Below are 17,847 nucleotides of genomic sequence, written 5' to 3' on the forward strand. Positions count from 1 at the left end.
TAAGTCGAATAGAGTACATAAATGCTTTCCAATTTGTTGAGTTTGCTTCGGTATTTGTCGAGCAGTGGTCGCGGACGGCGGTCGTATCCGGGACTCACTCACGCTACGGCGCGAGAACCGTCGCCGCTACCCGCGCGCAGTCCCGCCATACGACAAAATAGGCCAATAATACCCGCCCATATTGCCAACTGGTGCAATCTTTTCCCAATAATTTAATACCTACCACAACACACCCCGTGCCATGAGCAAGCAAGACGGTCGGTCAGTAGAGGGACCAAACATCGTGACGGACCTGCCGGGCACGAAGGCGAAGCAACTCGTCGAGGCGGACGGCGAAGTCGTCTCGCCGAGTTCGCCGCGGGCGTACCCGCTCGCCGTCGAGAGTGCGCAGGGACTGAACGTGACCGACGTGGACGGCAACCGCTTTTGGGACTTCGCCAGCGGTATCGCGGTGACGAACGTCGGCCACCGCCACCCGAAGGTCGTGGCGGCGGCGAAGGACCAACTCGACGTGCTGGTCCACCCGGCGTTCTGCGACTACTACTCGCCGGAGCCGACGCGACTGGCCGAACGACTCGAAGCGATTGCCCCCGGCGACTCCCCGAAGAAGGTGTTCTTCGGCAACAGCGGCGCGGAGGCGGTCGAAGCGGGGATGAAACTCGCGCGGCACCACACGGGCCGCCATCGATTCATCGCCTTCGAGGGCGGGTTCCACGGGCGGACGATGGGCGCGCTTTCGCTCACCGCGAGCAAGACGAAGTACAAGCGCGGGTTCGGCCCGCTCGTTCCCGGCGTGGACCACATTCCGTACCCGAAGCCCAGGAAGTACGGTAGCGACGAGGCCGCGATGGAAGCGACGTTCGACGCCTTCGAGGACCTGATTCGAACGCGCGTTCCCGTGGACGAAATCGCGGGTATCGTCGTCGAACCCGTACAGGGAGAGGGAGGCTACGTCGTGCCACCGGAGGGATTCCACCAACGCCTCCGCGAGTTCGCGGATGACCACGGTATCCTCCTCATCGCCGACGAGGTGCAGGCCGGATTCGGCCGCACCGGCGAGTGGTTCGGGATGGACAACTGGGGCGTCGAACCCGACATCACCCTGATGGGCAAGGGCATCGCCAATGGCCTCCCGATGTCCGCGATGGTCGCCAAAGAATCGGTGATGACGTGGGGAGCGGGAACGCACGCGAGCACGTACCACGGAAATCCCGTGGCTGCCGCCGCCGCGAACGCCGTCATCGACGTCATCGAAGAGGAGAACCTCCTGGACAACGCGACCGAGGTCGGCGCGCACCTGATGGACGAACTCGACGCGCTCGCGGAGGAGTTCCCGCAAATCGCGGAGGTGCGCGGCCTCGGCTTGATGATCGGTGCCGAATTCGTCGACCCTGAGACGGGCGAACCCGACGGCGACCTCTCCGAGGCGGTCATGCACACCGCGTGGGAACACGGCCTGATGATTCTCCCGTGCGGCCAGAGCACGGTCAGATTCGCGCCGCCGCTCACCATCACGAAAGAACAAGCCACGGTCGGTGTCGAACTCTTCGGCGAGGCGCTCGCGGAGGCGCTGGAGTAACCCACCTCATCTATGTCTTCCGACATCTCATCCGACACAGCCGACGGTATCGCAACCGAGATAGACCCCGACGAGACGGTCGAGTTGCTCCAGGACGTGGTTCGGATTCCGAGCCCGTTCTTCGAGGAAGAAGCGGTCGCCGCGTACATCTTCGACTGGTTGGACCAACGTGACCTCGACCCCGAGTATCACGCGGTCTTCGAACCGGCCATCACCGGCTTCGAGGGAAACAACGTCGTCGCCCGCCTCGAAGGCTCCGACCCCGACGCGCCGACCGTCCTCCTGAACGGGCACATGGACACCGTGCAGCACGTCGACGGTTGGAAAAAAGACCCCTGTTCGGGCCGCATCGAGGACGGCAAACTGTACGGACAGGGTTCGTGCGACATGAAAGGTGGCCTCGCCTCGCTCCTCGTCGCCTTCGAGGCCCTCTCGAAGCGCGACCTCCGCGGCGACGTGATTCTCACGGCGGTCGTGGACGAAGAGGGGCCGTTCGGCCTCGGGACCGACGCGACGATTCGAGACGGCCTCACCGACAACTGCGACCTCGCCGTCGTCACCGAACCTGCGCCGACTATCACCCAACAGACCATCGAAAACCCGGCCATCGTCCTCGGCGCGCGCGGCCGCTTCCTCTACGAGGTAACTGTTACCGGGACGTCCGCACACGGGTCGCAACCGGACATGGGCGTGAACGCCGCACTCGACGCCGCGCGTCTCGCAGCGGCCTTCGAAGGGATGGGACTCGGCCAGCACCCGAAACTCGGGTCCGGTTCCGTCTGCCTGCTCTCCATCGAGGGGGGAGGAGAACCGCTCTCGGTCCCCGACCGCTGTGAGATAGAGATAGACCGCCACGTTGTGCCCGGCGAGACGGCCGAATCCGTCCTCGCGGACGCGGAGCAACTCGTCGCCAGCCTCGACTTGGAGAGCGACGTGGACGTTTCACTTCGGGAGACGCCGGAGCCGGGCATGTACTTTCAGCCCTACGTGACCGACGAGGACGACCCGCTCGTGCGGCCGTTCTTCGAGAGCATCCGCACGCTGTTCGACACCGACCCCGACGTGGGCTACTTCTCCAGCATCGGCGACTTCAACCACCTCGGCGGCCGCGCCGGGATTCCGACCGTCATCGTCGGACCCAGCGGCGCGAACGTCCACGGGACGGGCGAGTACGTCCAACTGGACGAAGTAGTCGAGACCGCACAGGTCGTCGCCGACGCAGTGAATCGGTTGGTCGAGTGAGCGTCTGGAGCAATCAGGGAGTTCGAGGTGACTGACGCCTCATGCCTCCCGCTCACGAAACACGTCGGAGAAGCCATCGAACCGCGAGAGCCGAACCGCGTCGTAGTAATCCGTCGGATTTCCGCGAAGGAGCTGTTCTGCGACGACGTGTCCGATGACCGGCGCGAGTTGGATACCGGCGGCGTTGAAGCCCGTGACGTAGAAGCCGTCTACCTCGGTCCACCCGGCAATCGCGCCCGCGTCCGGCGTCAGCGAACGCACGCCGACCCACTCGTCCGCGACGCGCGCGCCCTCGGTCCACGGAAAGTACGTTTCGACCACGCGCCGAATCTTCTCGCGGAGGTCCGCGGGGACCGCAGTCGGCGCGTCGTCGGGGTCGATGTCGCGTCCGGCCTCGTCGTAGCCGCCGGGGTAGTGTCCCGCGAAGACGGTCCCGTCGGGTTGCTGGCGGAAATAGACGCCGCTCTCGGCGTGTTTGACGCTGAACGTGTCGTACGGGACGCCAGCGGGCGGGTCGAAGATGAGAATCGGGCCGAGGGTGTGTCGAATCGGGAGGTCGAGGCCGACCAATCCCGCGATACGGGTGTTCCACGGTCCGGCCGCGGCGACGACGGCGTCGAACTCGCGGTGTTCGCCGTCGGCGACGAGACCCGTAACGGAGCCGTCAGCCGTCGTCACGTCCTCGACTCTGGTGTCTATCTCGAAGGTCACACCTCGATTCCGCGCTCGTGTGACGAACTCCGCGGCGAGTTCGGTCGCGTCGAGAAATCCGATGTTCGGACGGTAAAGTGCACCCTCGACGGTGGACGTGTCCACTCCCGGATGGAGGAGTTCCGCGTCGAGTCTGTCGCCGGGAACGTACTCGACCGGTCCGTGGGCGCACTCGCGGGCCTCGGCTCGCAGTTTTCGGGCTTCCTCCGGTGTCGAAGCGATTCCGAGTCGGGGCGCGAGCGTGTACGGCGAGTTCATCCGCGGGGCCTCGAAGAACTCGTTGTAGAGGCGAACGCCGTACGCTTTGAGGCGGCGATACGCCGGCGGTTCATCGCCCCAGAGGCCGCAGAACGCTCCCGAGGCGGCCGTCGTCTCACCCGCGAGTTCACCCTGTTCGAAGACAGTCACGTCCGCGTCGGCCGTCTCGCCGAGGTGGTACGCGACGCTCGAACCGACGATTCCGCCACCGATTACCGCGGTTCGTGTCGTTTGCATGGAAATGGTCGCTACGCCGACCCGGATGGTCGCGCGGCAGTCTCGTAGTCGTAGATGGTGAGGTATTAACAATGCTTCCGATTATTCGGCACGAGATAGGAGAGTCTATAGACTGAGCTACTAATTCTATAAGCAAACAGCAACAACCGCGGTCGCACTCGGATGCCCTCGTCGGCGAGGAGGCGGCGAATCTCTGGGGCATACTCGGATTCGGCGAGCGATTTGTGGGACAGCCTTGATTCAACCCACTCCATTAATCGGCACTCCATTTTAGAATTTGGACGAAAGAACCATCCAAATGTTCTACTGTGACCACCATGACACGAAAAATTTAAGTATTAGTAATGGGATTGCCCGATAGAGTATGATAGAGAAACTCAACCGCCGTTCGTTCCTGAAATCCACCGGGACGACGGCGGCAATCGGTTCTTTGGCTCTGGCAGGGTGCACGGAGAACGGAGGGACGAAAGACGGCTCGTCCTCCGGCGATGAGGAGATGACCGATACGCTGAAGTTCTACTCGTGGGGAGGGTCGACCCAAGAGGCCCTCAACAAGCACGTCATCGAACCGTTCGAAGAGGAGTACGACGTCACGGTCAAGCAGTCGAGCTTCGGCGGGCAGGACAAGATGCTGGCCAACGTCCGGTCGAGTCCGGAGGGCTCCTACGACGTCATCATGCCCTCGACCGCGAGTTCCTACGCGGCGGCGAAGCAGGGCCTCGTCGAACCGCTCCGTCTCGACAACATCGAGACGTGGTCGAACCTCATGCCAGTGTTCAAGGACTTCATCGTCGACCCCGGCGAGGAGATCCACACCGCACCGCTGTACTACGGCACCATCGGGATGGCATACAACACCGACCACATCGACGATTCCAACGGCCTCTCGTGGGACATGACCTTCGACCAGCAGTTCAAAGGCAACGTCGCCATGGAGGGCGTCCCGTACATCCGGACGTTCACCACGGCGCTCAAACTCGGCATGGACCCGAACAAGATGGCGGGCGACGCCGGGTCCTACGAGGACGGCGTACAGAATGTGTACGACGCGATGGCCGAACAGCACAAACTCGTCAAGAAGTACTGGACGAGCGGACAGGAACTGACGTCGCTGTTCTCCAACGAGACCGCCTACGTCGGCGAGGCGTGGGGCGGTCGCATCCTCTCGCTTCAGGACGAGGGGTACGACAACCTCAAGTACGGTATCCCGAAGGAAGGAGCCATGGGCTGGACGGACACGCTCGCCATCGCCAAGGGTTCGAAGAACCGGTACACCGCAGAGAAGTTCATCGAATTCGCCTACCGCGACGACGTCATCAAGAACCTCGCGCCCGAAATCGGGTATCCGCCAGCGACGAAAGTCACCTCAAGCGACATCAAGGCGCTCCCGGACTTCGACTCGTCCGGCGGTGAGAACCTGAAATTCCAGGATATGAAGTTCAAGAACGAACACCAACAAGAGTGGTCCCAAACGTTCGAGCAGATCAAGCTTGGGAACTACTGAGCCGTCGCAGACAGCCCCGATTATATTCAAATACACGATTACCCCGAAATAACATGAGCTACGTACAAATCTCCGGTGTTACGAAGCGGTTTGGTGACGTACGTGCGGTCAATGACGTCAGTTTCGAGGCCGAGCGCGGTGAGTTCGTCTCGCTTCTCGGTCCGTCAGGGTGCGGCAAGACGACGACGCTCCGTATGATTGCCGGACTCGAAACGCCGACGTCGGGAACCATCGAAATCGGTGGTGAGGTGGTGACCGAACAACCCCCTTACGAGCGCGACATCGGCATGGTGTTCCAGCACTACGCGCTCTTCCCGCACAAGACCGTCGGCGAGAACGTCGGGTTCCCGCTGAAGATGCGCGGCGTCGATAAAGAAGAACGGCGAACCCGTGTCGAGGAAGCCCTCGAAATGGTCCGACTGCCCGGCATGGTGGACCGCTCCCCGACCGAACTCTCCGGCGGCCAACAACAGCGCGTCGCCCTCGCGCGGGCGCTCGTGTTCGAGCCGAACGTCCTCTTGATGGACGAACCCCTCTCCGCGCTCGACCGCGTTCTTCGACAGAAAATGCGCATCGAACTGGAACGCATCCAAGAGGAGATCGGCATCACGACCATCTACGTCACCCACGACCAGATGGAGGCGTTTTCGCTGTCCGACCGCGTCATCGTCCTCGACAGCGGCGAACTCTCCCAACAGGGCAGTCCGCTCGACATCTACGAGAACCCACAGTCCGAGTTCGTCGGCGAGTTCATCGGTCAATCGACCAAACTCGCGGGGACTGTCACCGCCGAAGACGACAGTGTTACACTCCAGACCGACTCCGGCCTGACGCTCGAATCGACCGAACAGACGCTCTCGCCGAACGACCCCGCGCTGGCCTTCCTCCGGGCGGAGAAACTCAGCATCTCGAAGGTTTCGACCGGGGCCGCGAACGAACTGTCGGCGACGGTGACGACGATGAGTTATCTCGGCGAGAAGACGCTGTTCTTCTGTACCCTCTCGACCGGCGAGGAGGTGACAGTCGCTGAACACGGCTTCACCGGCGTCGAAGAGTACGAGTCTGGAGACGAGGTGTTCATCACGATTCCGGCGGAAGAACTCCTCCTCGTAAACGATAAGCCCGAGAGAGAACCCGCATGAGTAGCGAGCAAGAGTCGTTCGGAAACGGTGTTCAGTCGGCCTCGACTGGAGCCGACGGCCTCCGCGAGCGGGCGTTCAAAATCAGGACCGCGATACTTCGGTCCGGCCCCGTCACCGGCACGTTCGACCGAATCAAGCGGCACGAGAGCATCCTCGCAAGCGTGCAAGCGGGCCTCGGTCTCGGCTGGATGTTTCTGTTCCTCTTCGCCCCGCTTCTGTACATTGTAACGCTGTCTTTCTGGCAGCGCGGCACAGGGGGCGTCATCATCCAGCAGTTCTCGCTGAGCAACTACGAGTTCATCCTCACCCAGAACGTCGACCTCGCAACGCTGACGTTCAACAACCTGTATCTGACCATCCTCTGGCAGTCCCTGAAGTACGGCGTGTTCGTCACGCTGGGCGCGCTCGCCCTCGGATACGTTCCCGCGTACTTCCTGGGCCGGACCGTCTCGAAGTGGAAGGCGGCGTTCCTCCTCCTCGTCGTGCTTCCCTTCTGGGTGCCACTCATCATCCGGTACTACGCGTGGATTCTCGTCCTCGGGAACAAGGGCCTCCTCGTGTCGATGCTCGGGTGGGTCGGCATCGAGAGCGGCGGGTTCCTCTACTCGGACCTCGCGGTCATCTCGGGGCTCACGCAAGCGTTGCTACCATTCATGATACTCCCGATTTACAACAGCGTCAACGAGATAGACGACTCGCTCATCGAGAGCGCGAAGACGATGGGTGCGACGCCGCTGCGGGCGTTCTACGAGGTGACGCTCCCGCTGACGCTCCCGGGCATCAGCGCGGGCGTGATTCTCGTGTTCATCCTCTCGGTCGGGAGTTACATGGCACCGGCGCTGCTGGGCGCCCCGTCGAACACGATGGTCGCCAACCTTATCGAGACGACCTTCGGTCAGAACCTCGACTGGCCGCTGGCGAGCGCCATGGGCGTCGTCTACCTGCTCGTGTTGTTCGTCCTCATCAGCCTGTTCAACCGATTCGTTGGCCTCGACGACGTGTTCGGAGGTGGTTCCGAATGAGCACCCGCGACGAACTCGGATGGAACGCAATCAGGGGGACGACCGGGTTAGTGTACCTGTTCCTCTTGTTCCCGCTCCTCGCGGTGGTCATCATCTCGTTCCAACCGTCGAAGTTTCCGACGTTCCCACCAGAGGGATTCAGTCTCAAATGGTACGAGACGTTCCTCAACAGCGACCGGATGCTCACGGCGCTCAAGAACAGTTTCATCGTCGCGCTCGGCGCGTCGGTGTGTGCGGGCATCGTCGGCACCATAACCGCCCTCGGCTTCGTCCGGCGGTCGTTCCCCAAGAAGAACATCCTATCGAGCGTGCTCTTCCTGCCGATGATAATCAGCCCGGTCGTCATCGGCGTGGCGCTGACGGCCTTCCTCACGAAAATGGGGTTTCAGAAGAACTACCTGTTCCTCATCGCGGGCCACACGACGCTCGTGTTACCCTACATTTTCGTGACCGTCAGAGCCCAACTCTACGGATTCGACCAGTCGGTCGAGGAGGCCGCGATGACGCTCGGCGCGAACGAACTGGAAACCTTCTTCGAGGTGACCCTGCCACTCATCGCGCCGGGGCTCGCCGCGGGAATGCTCCTCGCGTTCGTCATCAGTTTCGGCGAGTTCACGGCGACCCAGTTCTGGGTCCAACCGGCGACCTCGACCGCGCCCATCGAGATTTACACGATGGTTCGCACCAGTATCACGCCGATGATCAACGCGATGGCGACGGTGCTGATGCTCATCACCGTGGCCGTCCCGCTCACATTGGACCTCCTCCTCGGCAAGAACCTCATCCTCAAATCGGGGCTTTGAGACGTCGCCGGGAGTTTTCCGTTTCTCGCTGGAAAAACGCCAGCTGAGTCCGAAGAGCATAGACTTGGACGACAAAGGGTGACACGTAGACAGCACAGAGTGATGGGAACGGAACCTCACCCGTGCCATTTTCGTTCGCTATCGAACTGCCCATCTCCACGCATATCATCCACAGCGGTACGCAGTCCCTTCGGGTCTTCTGAGGGTCGAAAATCACGGATGAATGAACTCGGGTCAGGCTGCCAGCTTTGCGAGTGAACCTGCTAGTCTCCGAAAGCAGTTGCGAGCAGCGGAGACGGTACAAGAACACCGTGAGGTGATGCGTGCGATGGCAGTACTTGAGCGAAAAGAGCAGTCCGAGACGTGCGTATCGATACGACGCACCGTGAAGCAGTCCGAGTAACGGATAGACCTTGAGTTTATCTACTGGGCCATTGATTTATCCATATTGCTCCCGAAGTTCCGGTAAAGATGGATCCCCAAGAAATCTACTCTACGCTCACGGAGGAGATGAACACTATTCTCATCGGTAATGACGATGTTATCGAGGGAATCGCTATCGCGCTATTCACACGAGGCCATATCCTTCTCGAAGGGGTTCCCGGTGTTGCCAAAACGACGATTGCGAACGCATTCGCGCACACGACCGGATTTGAATTCAATCGGATTCAGATGACGCCGGATCTGCTCCCAGCGGATATTACAGGCACTCACGTCTATCGAGAAGGGACTGGCGAATTTAGCCTCCAGCGGGGTCCGATTTTTTCGAATTTACTCGTCGCCGACGAGATCAACCGCGCCACGCCGAAAACACAGAGCGCACTGCTCGAAGGCATGCAGGAACGGACCGTCACCATCGAAGGCGACACCCTGTCGCTGCCGTCGCCGTTCATGGTCATCGCCACCCAGAACCCCATCGAGATGGAGGGCACGTACGAACTGCCCGAAGCGCAACGCGACCGATTCCAGTGCAAGCTCACCGTGGACCTCCCCTCCGATGAGGACGAGATACAGCTCATCGACCGCTTTAACGAGACGCCGAATCTCAATCCGACGGACCTCTCTCAGGTCGTCAGCGCCGACGACATCCTCGACGCGCGCGAGCGGGTGCGAACCGTGCACGTCGCCGAGTCGGTCAAATCCTACATCCAATCGCTCGTGAGCGCGTCCCGGACGCACTCTGACCTCGCGCACGGCGGGTCGCCGCGCGCGACGCTCGCACTGCTCCACACCGCGAAGGCCCGCGCCGCGATTCACGGCCGCGACTACGTGATTCCCGACGACGTGAAGGCGCTGGCGGTTCCCGTGATGCGCCATCGCCTCGTCTTGAGCACCGAGGCGGAGTTGAGCGACCGCTCGCCGGTCGATGTCGTCCGTGATTTGTTGGACAGCGTCGCCCCACCGAGTAGTGTAACCGACGACAGTAGTGAAAACGGAGACACGATCGACACCGATGTCGGAACCGCAAAATTATCCAATATCGACTGAAAATTCGAATCACAGGTGCTCAATCCGGTCGTGTGCAGCTACGAAGGCGTCACTTTGTTTCGTCACGTTCTAGAACTCACAACGACTCGATTCGTGATAGCTCGGGGTCGACTCGTCCCGCTCGTCACCGTCGCTCGTCCCCGCCGGGGAGCCACCGGCTTCCGGGAAGAGTGTGGCGATGAAGGTGTAGCCAGGGGGAACAGAACGAACGCGAAGCCGACGAAAGTCCGAATGGGGGTCGCGTTGAGACCGGGGCCAGTCGATTTTCCCACGTATACGTGATTCCTGACGGGGGCGTTTTTTCCGATGGGGACGTTTTCAGAATAGCGCGAGTGTCGGATAGAAATCCCCAACCAAGTCGATAACCGCGCCAAAATTAGCGCACCTCTGAAGTTGTGGTCTATCACGATAGCGAGCAACGGTATATCAAATAGAGCTATAGAATCTATTGTCGTTCTCGCCAGCCCGTGATTTCCGGCGATTAGGTCCCCTATCCGAGACGGTGACATCTGTTCCGGATTTCAACCAAGACGATATTCCGAAAAACACTCGAACACCGTTGCAGCGGTACCGAACCGCACTTCGAATAGCGAGCTACGCCGTCTATGATCGGTGTCTTCGCTCGGCGATGATTTCGACGAGACGCTCGGGTTCTTCCGCTGCAAGCGTCAGGACGGCATCGTGGATTTCACGCTTTTCCTCATCTCGGATTCCTTGGCGTCGAAGTTCCGGAACGACCGTAATCCCGACTGCATCCTCGTATTCGCCCCACGTGTCGCCTCGCGCGTACAGTGGTCGTTGTCGAACCTCCGAATATTCGAACGCGGGCCCGGACGACGTCGCCGACTCGTTCGTGGATCGTGCCTGCGTCGCCTCTGGGGAGTTCTCCTCGGGAGGAGCATCGGTTTCCGATTTCACGGAGGGTTCGTGGGAAGACTCGGATGCCCCCTGACCAGCCCCCTGATCGGTCTCATCGCTTTCGACGGCACCCAAATCGTCGAAGGGATTCGCATCGGTCATCGCTCGACACCACCGTTGACGACGATGGAGGCCAGTTCCTCGAAGTTCTCGAGTTGGCTGTTTTCGGGGTCGTAATCTAGGAGCGGTTGATGTTCTTTCAGCGATTTCGAAAGCGATGCACTGTATCGGATACCGGGTTTCGGCGGCTGTATCTCGCCCTCGTCGATCGCCTCGAACTCGTCAACCGTGATTCGCGCAAAGTTCGGAACTTTCCCTTCCGTCGCCTCGGCCGTATTCAGGTTTTCGAGAAGTTCGCGGTCTTCGGTTCGCTGGTCGATTCGCTCACGGAGTTTGTTCGGGACGAGCGCAAGAACGTCGATATCGATGTACTCCCGCGAGGGAGTGATAAGCCGCTCCATCGTCCGTTTGTACCCACCGATGGAGCTGGACCCCGGTTCGAGGGGGATCATTACGTTTCCAGATGCGACCAGCGCGTTGTTGTTGAGCATTCCGGGATAGGCCGGGCAGTCGAACACGATGTAGTCGTATCGCTCCCCGAGAAGCGGATCGACGATTTTCGTTTTAACCCGTGCGGACCCCTGAAGTGCACCTGCAAGGTCTTTTTCGACGTCTTCGAGCGAATCCGAGGATGGGAGGAGGTCGAAACCGAAATCGGTCTCCTGAACGAGGTCGGCGGCGGTCGCATTGCCGTGGTCGAGGATGACATCGCCGAGGTTGGTCTCACCTCGGTAGACATCACCGAAGCCGAGACCGTTGGTTGCGTGGCCGTTTGGATCGAGATCGGCAAACAACACTCGGCCACGCTCTGTCAGTTGGCGTGCAAGATTCATCGAAATCGTTGATTTGCCGACGCCGCCTTTCAAGATGACTACGCTCACAGCGCGTGGAGTGTCTACGTTAGCTACCATTGTGTCCCCGGCCGCCGGAATGTCGTTTTTAATAGGTACCTCATTTACACCAGCCACCTATTGTATGGTATTTGCTTACTTCGGCGGTTGAGATAGCCATCTCGCCAAGGAGACATAAACTTGCCGCAAGTAGATGGTTGAACTACAATAGGTAGCTTGGGGAAGATAGATTCAGTAGCTGAGTTACCTATTGGAGCTACCATCGGTACCCGACCATTGAATACGAACGGAGGAGATTAGCCACCGAAGTTAGCGAAGATAGATGGCTAGGCGAGAATAGGTGGTACAGGAGTAGTAGCAAAGGTACCGGAGGCACCTATTGTAAGTTAGGGAGACCTATTGTAACGAAGGAGAGTGGACAAAATGTCAGTGAACACGGTATCAGTGAACACGGTATCAGTGAGCGTGTATCGGTCGTGCTCGTTCAAACTGTCGGTCTAGTCTCGAAACAGGCCAACAAAAAGGAATAGGTGGCTAAATGTCAATAGTTGCAGTAGGTAGAGAGGCTACCTCGTGAATCTACACCAGAGAGGTCAGCTGGACAGTGTGCAGTAACACCATCGTCGAAACGCGGTCTTCGCAACACGGTGCACCCAAGGAGGTACCCCGGAGAAAATCTCTACAGGGATATCCCGACGCATCGACCGAATGGCCACTGTTAGAGTAAAGGGAAAGAAGTTCGTAGGTGGATAAATTGAAGTCTTACCGCTCTCGATTTTTCTGACAGCACGATTTCCCTCAACAGCAACCGCTTCTACTCACTACTGCTACTCCTTGTTTTACGCATCGAATTCGACCGGTCCTTTGTATTTGGATTTGATTTTGTCGCCCTCGCGCCACTGCCAGTAGTAGCGATTGTCGTTGATCTCTTTCACCGTAATCGTAGCTCTGGAAGGAACATCGTCGGGGAGGTCATCAGGTCGCTCCTGAGCATGTTCCTCCTCTCGCTCGGCCAGTCGTCGTTCGCGCTCTCGATACTCGGCCAACTCCGTGGCGTATCTGGCAACGTATCGGAGCAGTTCGGGTGAGCACTCGTCGAGCGTTTCGGCGAAATCAGTCGGAAGGTCTTGCGGTGGAGTTGGTGGCGAGTAGGTCATGGATGAATGGATGACGGGTGTTTGGCGTGTGTTTGACGGGTGTTTAACCAACACGGATGGCAGACTCGTTGCGTTGTTGGTTAAACCGAGCGGTGAAAGCCGGGTTCTCGTCGAGGCCATCGACGCTCAGGCCCAAAGCGACACGCTTCCTTGGAACGTTACGCGTGGCGCTGACCTGCCGGCCTGTCGGAATCCATCCGAATTCGGCCGCAACCCCCTCCCCCCGTTATCGAAGTGTAAACGGACGAGTGATGGGGGAGGTGTTGAGAACGGGAGGGCGGATGAGAAAGAGGAAAAGACGGTGCTGTGGACGTATTGGAGACAGATGGATTCTAAGATGAGTTCTAAGACGGGTACTAAGTGGTTCTAAGGCCGAAAAACAGCATATTCGACTATAGTATATAGAAAAGAAAGATTTAACTCAATGGAGATGAAACAGTATCCGCAAACTAGAATTCGTAATAGTTAAAATGAGTTTGGAGAGGGTTCTAGAGAGACGAGAGCAGCGTATTGTCACCCCCCCTCTCCAAACGAGAGTTACACTTCGATAACGGGGTGGGGGTGACGTCACTCTCCTTTTCTTTCAAGGGGTCGCCTCGATTTTAGGCCGAGATCCGCTCATCGAACGATAGCCCTCTACTGCCAACGCCTCTAGTTTTACTCATCGCCTTATCGACATCCTCATCAGTAGACGGTATACAACTGTTCGTCGGACCGTTCTTCGAAACGTGCCCTAGGAGAACCTGTGGGCAACACATTGCAACCGTCGATCGTGGTTCCCCGGCGTATCTCGCTCACGAATCGGCTGTTACACTTCGACAACGGGGTGGGTGTTCGAACGTGCCTTCTTCATACCGACAATGACCGTTGAAAGCAAGAACACGATGTATCACAACCACTGGGTGGGTGTTGAGTTACACTTCGATAACGGGGTTGACAACGACCAGTAAGTCGATGCTTGCTGTCGGTTTCTTCTCCAATTTACACTTCGATAACGGGGTAAGCGGTGTGACGGGACGAGAATTGCAGCGGCGTCTCGACGTCGCAGTCCGTTACACTTCGATAACGGGGTCTTTTCGTCCATCGTTACACTTCGGCGACGGGGTGAGTTGGGCCGAGAACCGGCACCTATCTGCTGACTTCGGGTTTATTCACTTTTCGACATTCCCGTTGGCATGGAAAACGATACACTTCGAACACGGGGTGGTAACGAACGATTCCGAGATTGTCACCGACTGCTGCTGGCAGTTACACTTCGACACAGGGGTTTGTAACCGTCTGCTATCCGTCGTTCACGAACTCTTGAATCTCTGCATCTTCGTTTGCGCGATGGTCTTGAGGTGGTCCGTTTCGTCGGCTATCGCCGAAAGTCGGGAATCTTCCGCGAGCAGATCGAGAATTGGTTGGGGATTATCCGAAAAAGAAAACTCCATGTGCATTCCCTGACCGCGGCCACGGCTTTTCCGCTCGGCGTCAACGATTCCGTACGTGTTGAGCTCTTTGACGTACTTGATGTACGTTTCGCGCGTCATCTGGTCGGCGTCCAACAGCTCCGTGATCCACTTGTAGACTTGATACCCGACGGGACTCGGGACGGACGTCGTGGCGTGGGCCGTATGTACCGCGACGGCCGCCGTTGCATAGAGTGAGATCTTCTTTTGCGTGGAGAGCCCTTCGATTTGGGTCAGCATGCGGTCTTTATCGACTTCGTCCTGTGAGTCTCGGACGTGCGATTCCGTTACCATCTCGTCGTTTTGTCGGTCGGCGAGGTCACCGGCTTTCCGGAAGAGGTCGATTCCTTTGCGGGCATCACCGTGACTTTGGGCGGCGAACGCCGCGACCAACGGAATAACATCATCACTGAGAGCCCCGGCTCGGAAGGCGTCGCGACGATGTTCGAGGATTTCTCGAAGCTGGTTCGCGTCGTAGTCGGAAAAGGGGATGTCTTCGGGGTTGAACGAACTCTCCGAGCGCCCGTCGACGTTCTCCATGAACTTGGGGTCGTTCGTCAGGGCGGCGACGGACACCGTCCCGTGAATGGTGTCCGTCTTCCCCGCGCGCGACAGTTGATAGAGCAGTTTCGAATACGCGGGCTCGTCTTCCCGACCGACGAGGAGGTCGATTTCGTCGAGGATGAAGATGACCGAATCGTAGTACGTGTTGATAAGGTCGTAGAGTCGTTCGTACTTCTGTTCGGTGGAGACGCCGGTTGCCGGAACGCCGGTTTTGACGCCCACGTCTTTCGCGACCGTTTCGACGAGTTTGTAGACCGCACGGTCAAGGGTGGTGATCGGCTGGCAGTTGAGACTGATAACACCGAAGTTGATATCCTGTGATTCACAGAGCTCGACGATTTGTCCGCAGACGGCATTGACGATGAGGGACTTCCCGGTACCGGAGGGACCGTAGAGAAGCATATTGGGGGGTCGCTCATCACGCAAGGCCGGTTTGAGATAGGCGACGACCGCTTGGAGTTGGTCGTCACGGCCGACGATACGTTCTTCGTCGATGATGGTATCCGGTTCGACGAGGTTCCGGTTCACGAAAACCGATTTACCGGAGTCCTCCTCGAGGAGCTCACGAATCGTTTTTTGACCGGAGCCGTCGGCCGTCGGTGGGTCGGCCGCGGTTCCCTCGATGCTATCCGAGAGAGCGTCGTCCGGTGTCTCCATGTCATCGTCTGGCATATCAAAAAGCAACAAGACTACGGATAAAAAACTACCTATGTCGAAGTCTAACTGCTCGAAGAGAGTAGTTTTACCATCTCAAATGGTGGACTTGTAATACTGGGTGCGGACCGCAACCGAAGTCTAAAACCGTGAACCGAAGAATCGGCGAAATATCACCGTGCGAGCTAATCCGTGATACGCAAGTTGTCGCCGACTTCGTAGAGATACCCTCGAAGCAACAGCGTTTCGAGCAGGTCGTCGACGAGTACGCTCTCGATATCGTGCTCTCGAAGCACTCGACCTGCTTGCTCGTAGGTAAACGACTCACTTGAACCGAAGCGAGTACGCAGATGTGTGAGCGCTTCCGTTGCCATCGGTGATAATGGCGTGTAGTCGGAATCCCGGTGGGGCATCGTGGACAGTAATCCCTTCGACTCTCGGGGTGTTAAGAATTCGTCCCATCGAGATTCCCTCCGGATTACAATTTTCCACGTTCGCAACTGAATCGATACCTGAACGGACCACAGACGGGTACCCGAAGCCGCCATCGTGTTTGTCGATAGGCCAATCGTGTTTGTCGATAGACCAGTGATTTGCTCTGCAATCATCGTCTCGTTGTCTTCGAGTACGGAAGAATGGGAGAAGTAGAGCGTATAGGGAAGTGGCAGAGAAAGCGGCGGCAGAGAAAGCGGCGGCAGAGAAAGCGGCGGCAGAGAAAGCGGTGACAGAGATGGTCCCCGGAGAATGGATGGAGTAGTTAACTCCTGGGAAATAGGTGAAATAGTTAGAATAGGTGGAATAGGTTGATGGCGAGAATAGAAACAGAGCGTATCGGGAGAATCGGAAACTACCCACTTCCGTTTCGTCTCGAATTCGTCACGTGGGCGATGGCTAGAACGCTATGCGGTCAAGCCAAGCCGCAGTGTACACACGTTCTGTTTCCTTCGTACACAAAAAAGTTAAACAGCTATTCCACGACTAGTTAGATGAGTGTCGTTAGCATGCAACGAACTATCTTCGACGACAGCGAGTACGAACGGCGTTTAGAACGGACGAAAGAGCGACTGCGCGAAGCGGAACTCGACGCGCTCGTCGTGGCCGACCCCGCGAACATGAACTATCTCACGGGGTACGACGGCTGGTCGTTCTACGTCCATCAGGCTGTCGTGGTCTCCCTGGAACGTGACGAACTCGTGTGGGTCGGTCGCGGCATGGACGCCAACGGCGCACGGGCAACCACGTGGCTCGACGAGGAGAGTATTCGGGCGTACGACGACGACTACGTTCACTCGCCGTACGACCGTCATCCGATGGATTACTTGAGCGCGGTTCTCGAAGACCTCGACGTGGACGACGGCGACATCGGGTTGGAGATGGACGCCTACTACTTCACCGCGAAATCCTACACGCGACTCCAGAAGAACCTCCCCGAAGCCGACTTCGAGGACGCGACGCTCCTCGTCAACTGGCTTCGAATCAAGAAGAGCGAGCAGGAACTCGACTACATGCGCGAGGCGGCGCGCATTTCCGAGGAGGCGATGCTGGCCGGACTCGACGCCATCGAGGAGGGGGTTCCCGAGTACGAGGCAGCCGCCGCCATCTACGACGGTCTCATCCGCGGTACCGACGATTTCGGCGGCGACTATCCCTCCATCGTTCCGCTGATGCCCTCGGGCGACCACACGGGGACACCCCACCTCACGTGGACCGACCGGGAGTTCGAGGACGGCGACCCCGTTATCATCGAACTCTCCGGGTGTCGGCACCGCTATCACTCGCCGCTCGCCCGGACGACGTTCGTCGGCGACCCTCCGGACGAGATTCAGCGAACGGCGGATGTGGTGGTCGAAGGACTCGAAGCCGCGCTCGATGCCGTCGAACCCGGCGTCACCTGCGAGTCAGTCGAGAAGGTTTGGCGGGACACCATCGCACAGTACGACCTCGAAAAGGAGGACCGAATCGCCTACGCGATGGGACTGGGATACCCGCCGGACTGGGGTGAGCACACCGCCAGCATGCGTCCCGGCGACAAAACGGTGCTGGAGAAGGACATGACCTTCCACATGATTCCGGGCCTCTGGTTCGACGATTTCGGGGTCGAGCTGAGCGAGACGTTCCGCGTCACCTCGAACGGTGCCGAAGTGCTGGCCGATTTCCCGCGACGCCTCTTCACGTCGTAATCGAGGACTCGGAAAGGGGGTGTTTC

Annotated in this window: 13 protein-coding genes; 8 read left to right on the forward strand and 5 right to left on the reverse strand. The window is 58.8% G+C overall.

Annotated elements, in window-relative coordinates:
• Nucleotides 1-241 precede the first annotated feature (241 nt).
• Together B208_RS0121830 and B208_RS0121835 are read left to right on the forward strand one after the other, a co-directional pair.
• The gene (locus tag B208_RS0121830) at nt 242-1,579 is read left to right on the forward strand and encodes an acetyl ornithine aminotransferase family protein (protein WP_026178020.1); all 1,338 of its coding nucleotides are present in this window, start codon (nt 242-244) and stop codon (nt 1,577-1,579) included.
• Nucleotides 1,580-1,591: 12 nt separating this feature from the next.
• Nucleotides 1,592-2,821, forward strand: a complete 1,230-nt coding sequence (locus tag B208_RS0121835) for a M20 family metallopeptidase (RefSeq protein WP_007981297.1) — start codon at nt 1,592-1,594, stop codon at nt 2,819-2,821.
• Nucleotides 2,822-2,860: 39 nt separating this feature from the next.
• On the opposite strand, the gene B208_RS0121840 is transcribed toward B208_RS0121835, so the two are convergent.
• Complete coding sequence (locus B208_RS0121840) at nt 2,861-4,027, reverse strand: NAD(P)/FAD-dependent oxidoreductase (RefSeq protein ID WP_007981295.1); 1,167 nt, start codon at nt 4,025-4,027, stop codon at nt 2,861-2,863.
• Nucleotides 4,028-4,391: 364 nt separating this feature from the next.
• Here B208_RS0121840 and B208_RS0121845 point away from each other — a divergent pair, with 364 nt between their 5' ends.
• The 5 genes from B208_RS0121845 (at nt 4,392) to B208_RS0121865 (ending at nt 9,986) form a co-directional block, all read left to right on the forward strand.
• Nucleotides 4,392-5,531: an ABC transporter substrate-binding protein gene (locus tag B208_RS0121845; RefSeq protein WP_007981294.1), complete on the forward strand. Its 1,140-nt coding sequence runs from the start codon at nt 4,392-4,394 to the stop codon at nt 5,529-5,531.
• A gap of 53 nt (nt 5,532-5,584) precedes the next feature.
• On the forward strand, nt 5,585-6,673 hold the full coding sequence (locus tag B208_RS0121850) for an ABC transporter ATP-binding protein (RefSeq protein ID WP_007981293.1): 1,089 nt from the start codon (nt 5,585-5,587) through the stop codon (nt 6,671-6,673).
• Nucleotides 6,670-7,695 carry an ABC transporter permease gene (locus B208_RS0121855; RefSeq protein WP_007981292.1) on the forward strand — a complete coding sequence of 342 codons (1,026 nt, stop codon included), beginning with the start codon at nt 6,670-6,672 and terminating at the stop codon, nt 7,693-7,695. The genes B208_RS0121850 and B208_RS0121855 overlap by 4 nt, the downstream gene beginning before the upstream one ends.
• Entirely contained in the window at nt 7,692-8,498 is an 807-nt protein-coding gene (locus tag B208_RS0121860; RefSeq protein ID WP_007981291.1) for an ABC transporter permease, read from the forward strand. The genes B208_RS0121855 and B208_RS0121860 overlap by 4 nt, the downstream gene beginning before the upstream one ends.
• Before the next feature lie 471 nt (nt 8,499-8,969).
• Nucleotides 8,970-9,986, forward strand: a complete 1,017-nt coding sequence (locus tag B208_RS0121865; RefSeq protein ID WP_007981290.1) for an AAA family ATPase — start codon at nt 8,970-8,972, stop codon at nt 9,984-9,986.
• 603 nt (nt 9,987-10,589) lie between these two features.
• On the opposite strand, the gene B208_RS0121870 is transcribed toward B208_RS0121865, so the two are convergent.
• The 4 genes from B208_RS0121870 to B208_RS0121900 form a co-directional block, all read right to left on the reverse strand.
• Complete coding sequence (locus tag B208_RS0121870; RefSeq protein WP_018129155.1) at nt 10,590-11,006, reverse strand: hypothetical protein; 417 nt, start codon at nt 11,004-11,006, stop codon at nt 10,590-10,592.
• On the reverse strand, nt 11,003-11,875 hold the full coding sequence (locus B208_RS0121875; protein ID WP_049805668.1) for a ParA family protein: 873 nt from the start codon (nt 11,873-11,875) through the stop codon (nt 11,003-11,005). Before B208_RS0121875 ends, B208_RS0121870 begins: the two co-directional genes overlap by 4 nt.
• A 779-nt stretch (nt 11,876-12,654) precedes the next feature.
• Entirely contained in the window at nt 12,655-12,972 is a 318-nt protein-coding gene (locus tag B208_RS23160; protein ID WP_007981287.1) for a hypothetical protein, read from the reverse strand.
• Between the two features lie 1,292 nt (nt 12,973-14,264).
• Nucleotides 14,265-15,644: an orc1/cdc6 family replication initiation protein gene (locus tag B208_RS0121900; protein WP_007981284.1), complete on the reverse strand. Its 1,380-nt coding sequence runs from the start codon at nt 15,642-15,644 to the stop codon at nt 14,265-14,267.
• 998 nt (nt 15,645-16,642) lie between these two features.
• Between B208_RS0121900 and B208_RS0121915 the strand changes: the two genes are divergently transcribed.
• Entirely contained in the window at nt 16,643-17,821 is a 1,179-nt protein-coding gene (locus B208_RS0121915; protein ID WP_007981281.1) for a M24 family metallopeptidase, read from the forward strand.
• Nucleotides 17,822-17,847 lie beyond the last annotated feature (26 nt).

This window comes from Haladaptatus paucihalophilus DX253 (assembly GCF_000376445.1).
GTDB classification, from domain to species: domain Archaea; phylum Halobacteriota; class Halobacteria; order Halobacteriales; family Haladaptataceae; genus Haladaptatus; species Haladaptatus paucihalophilus.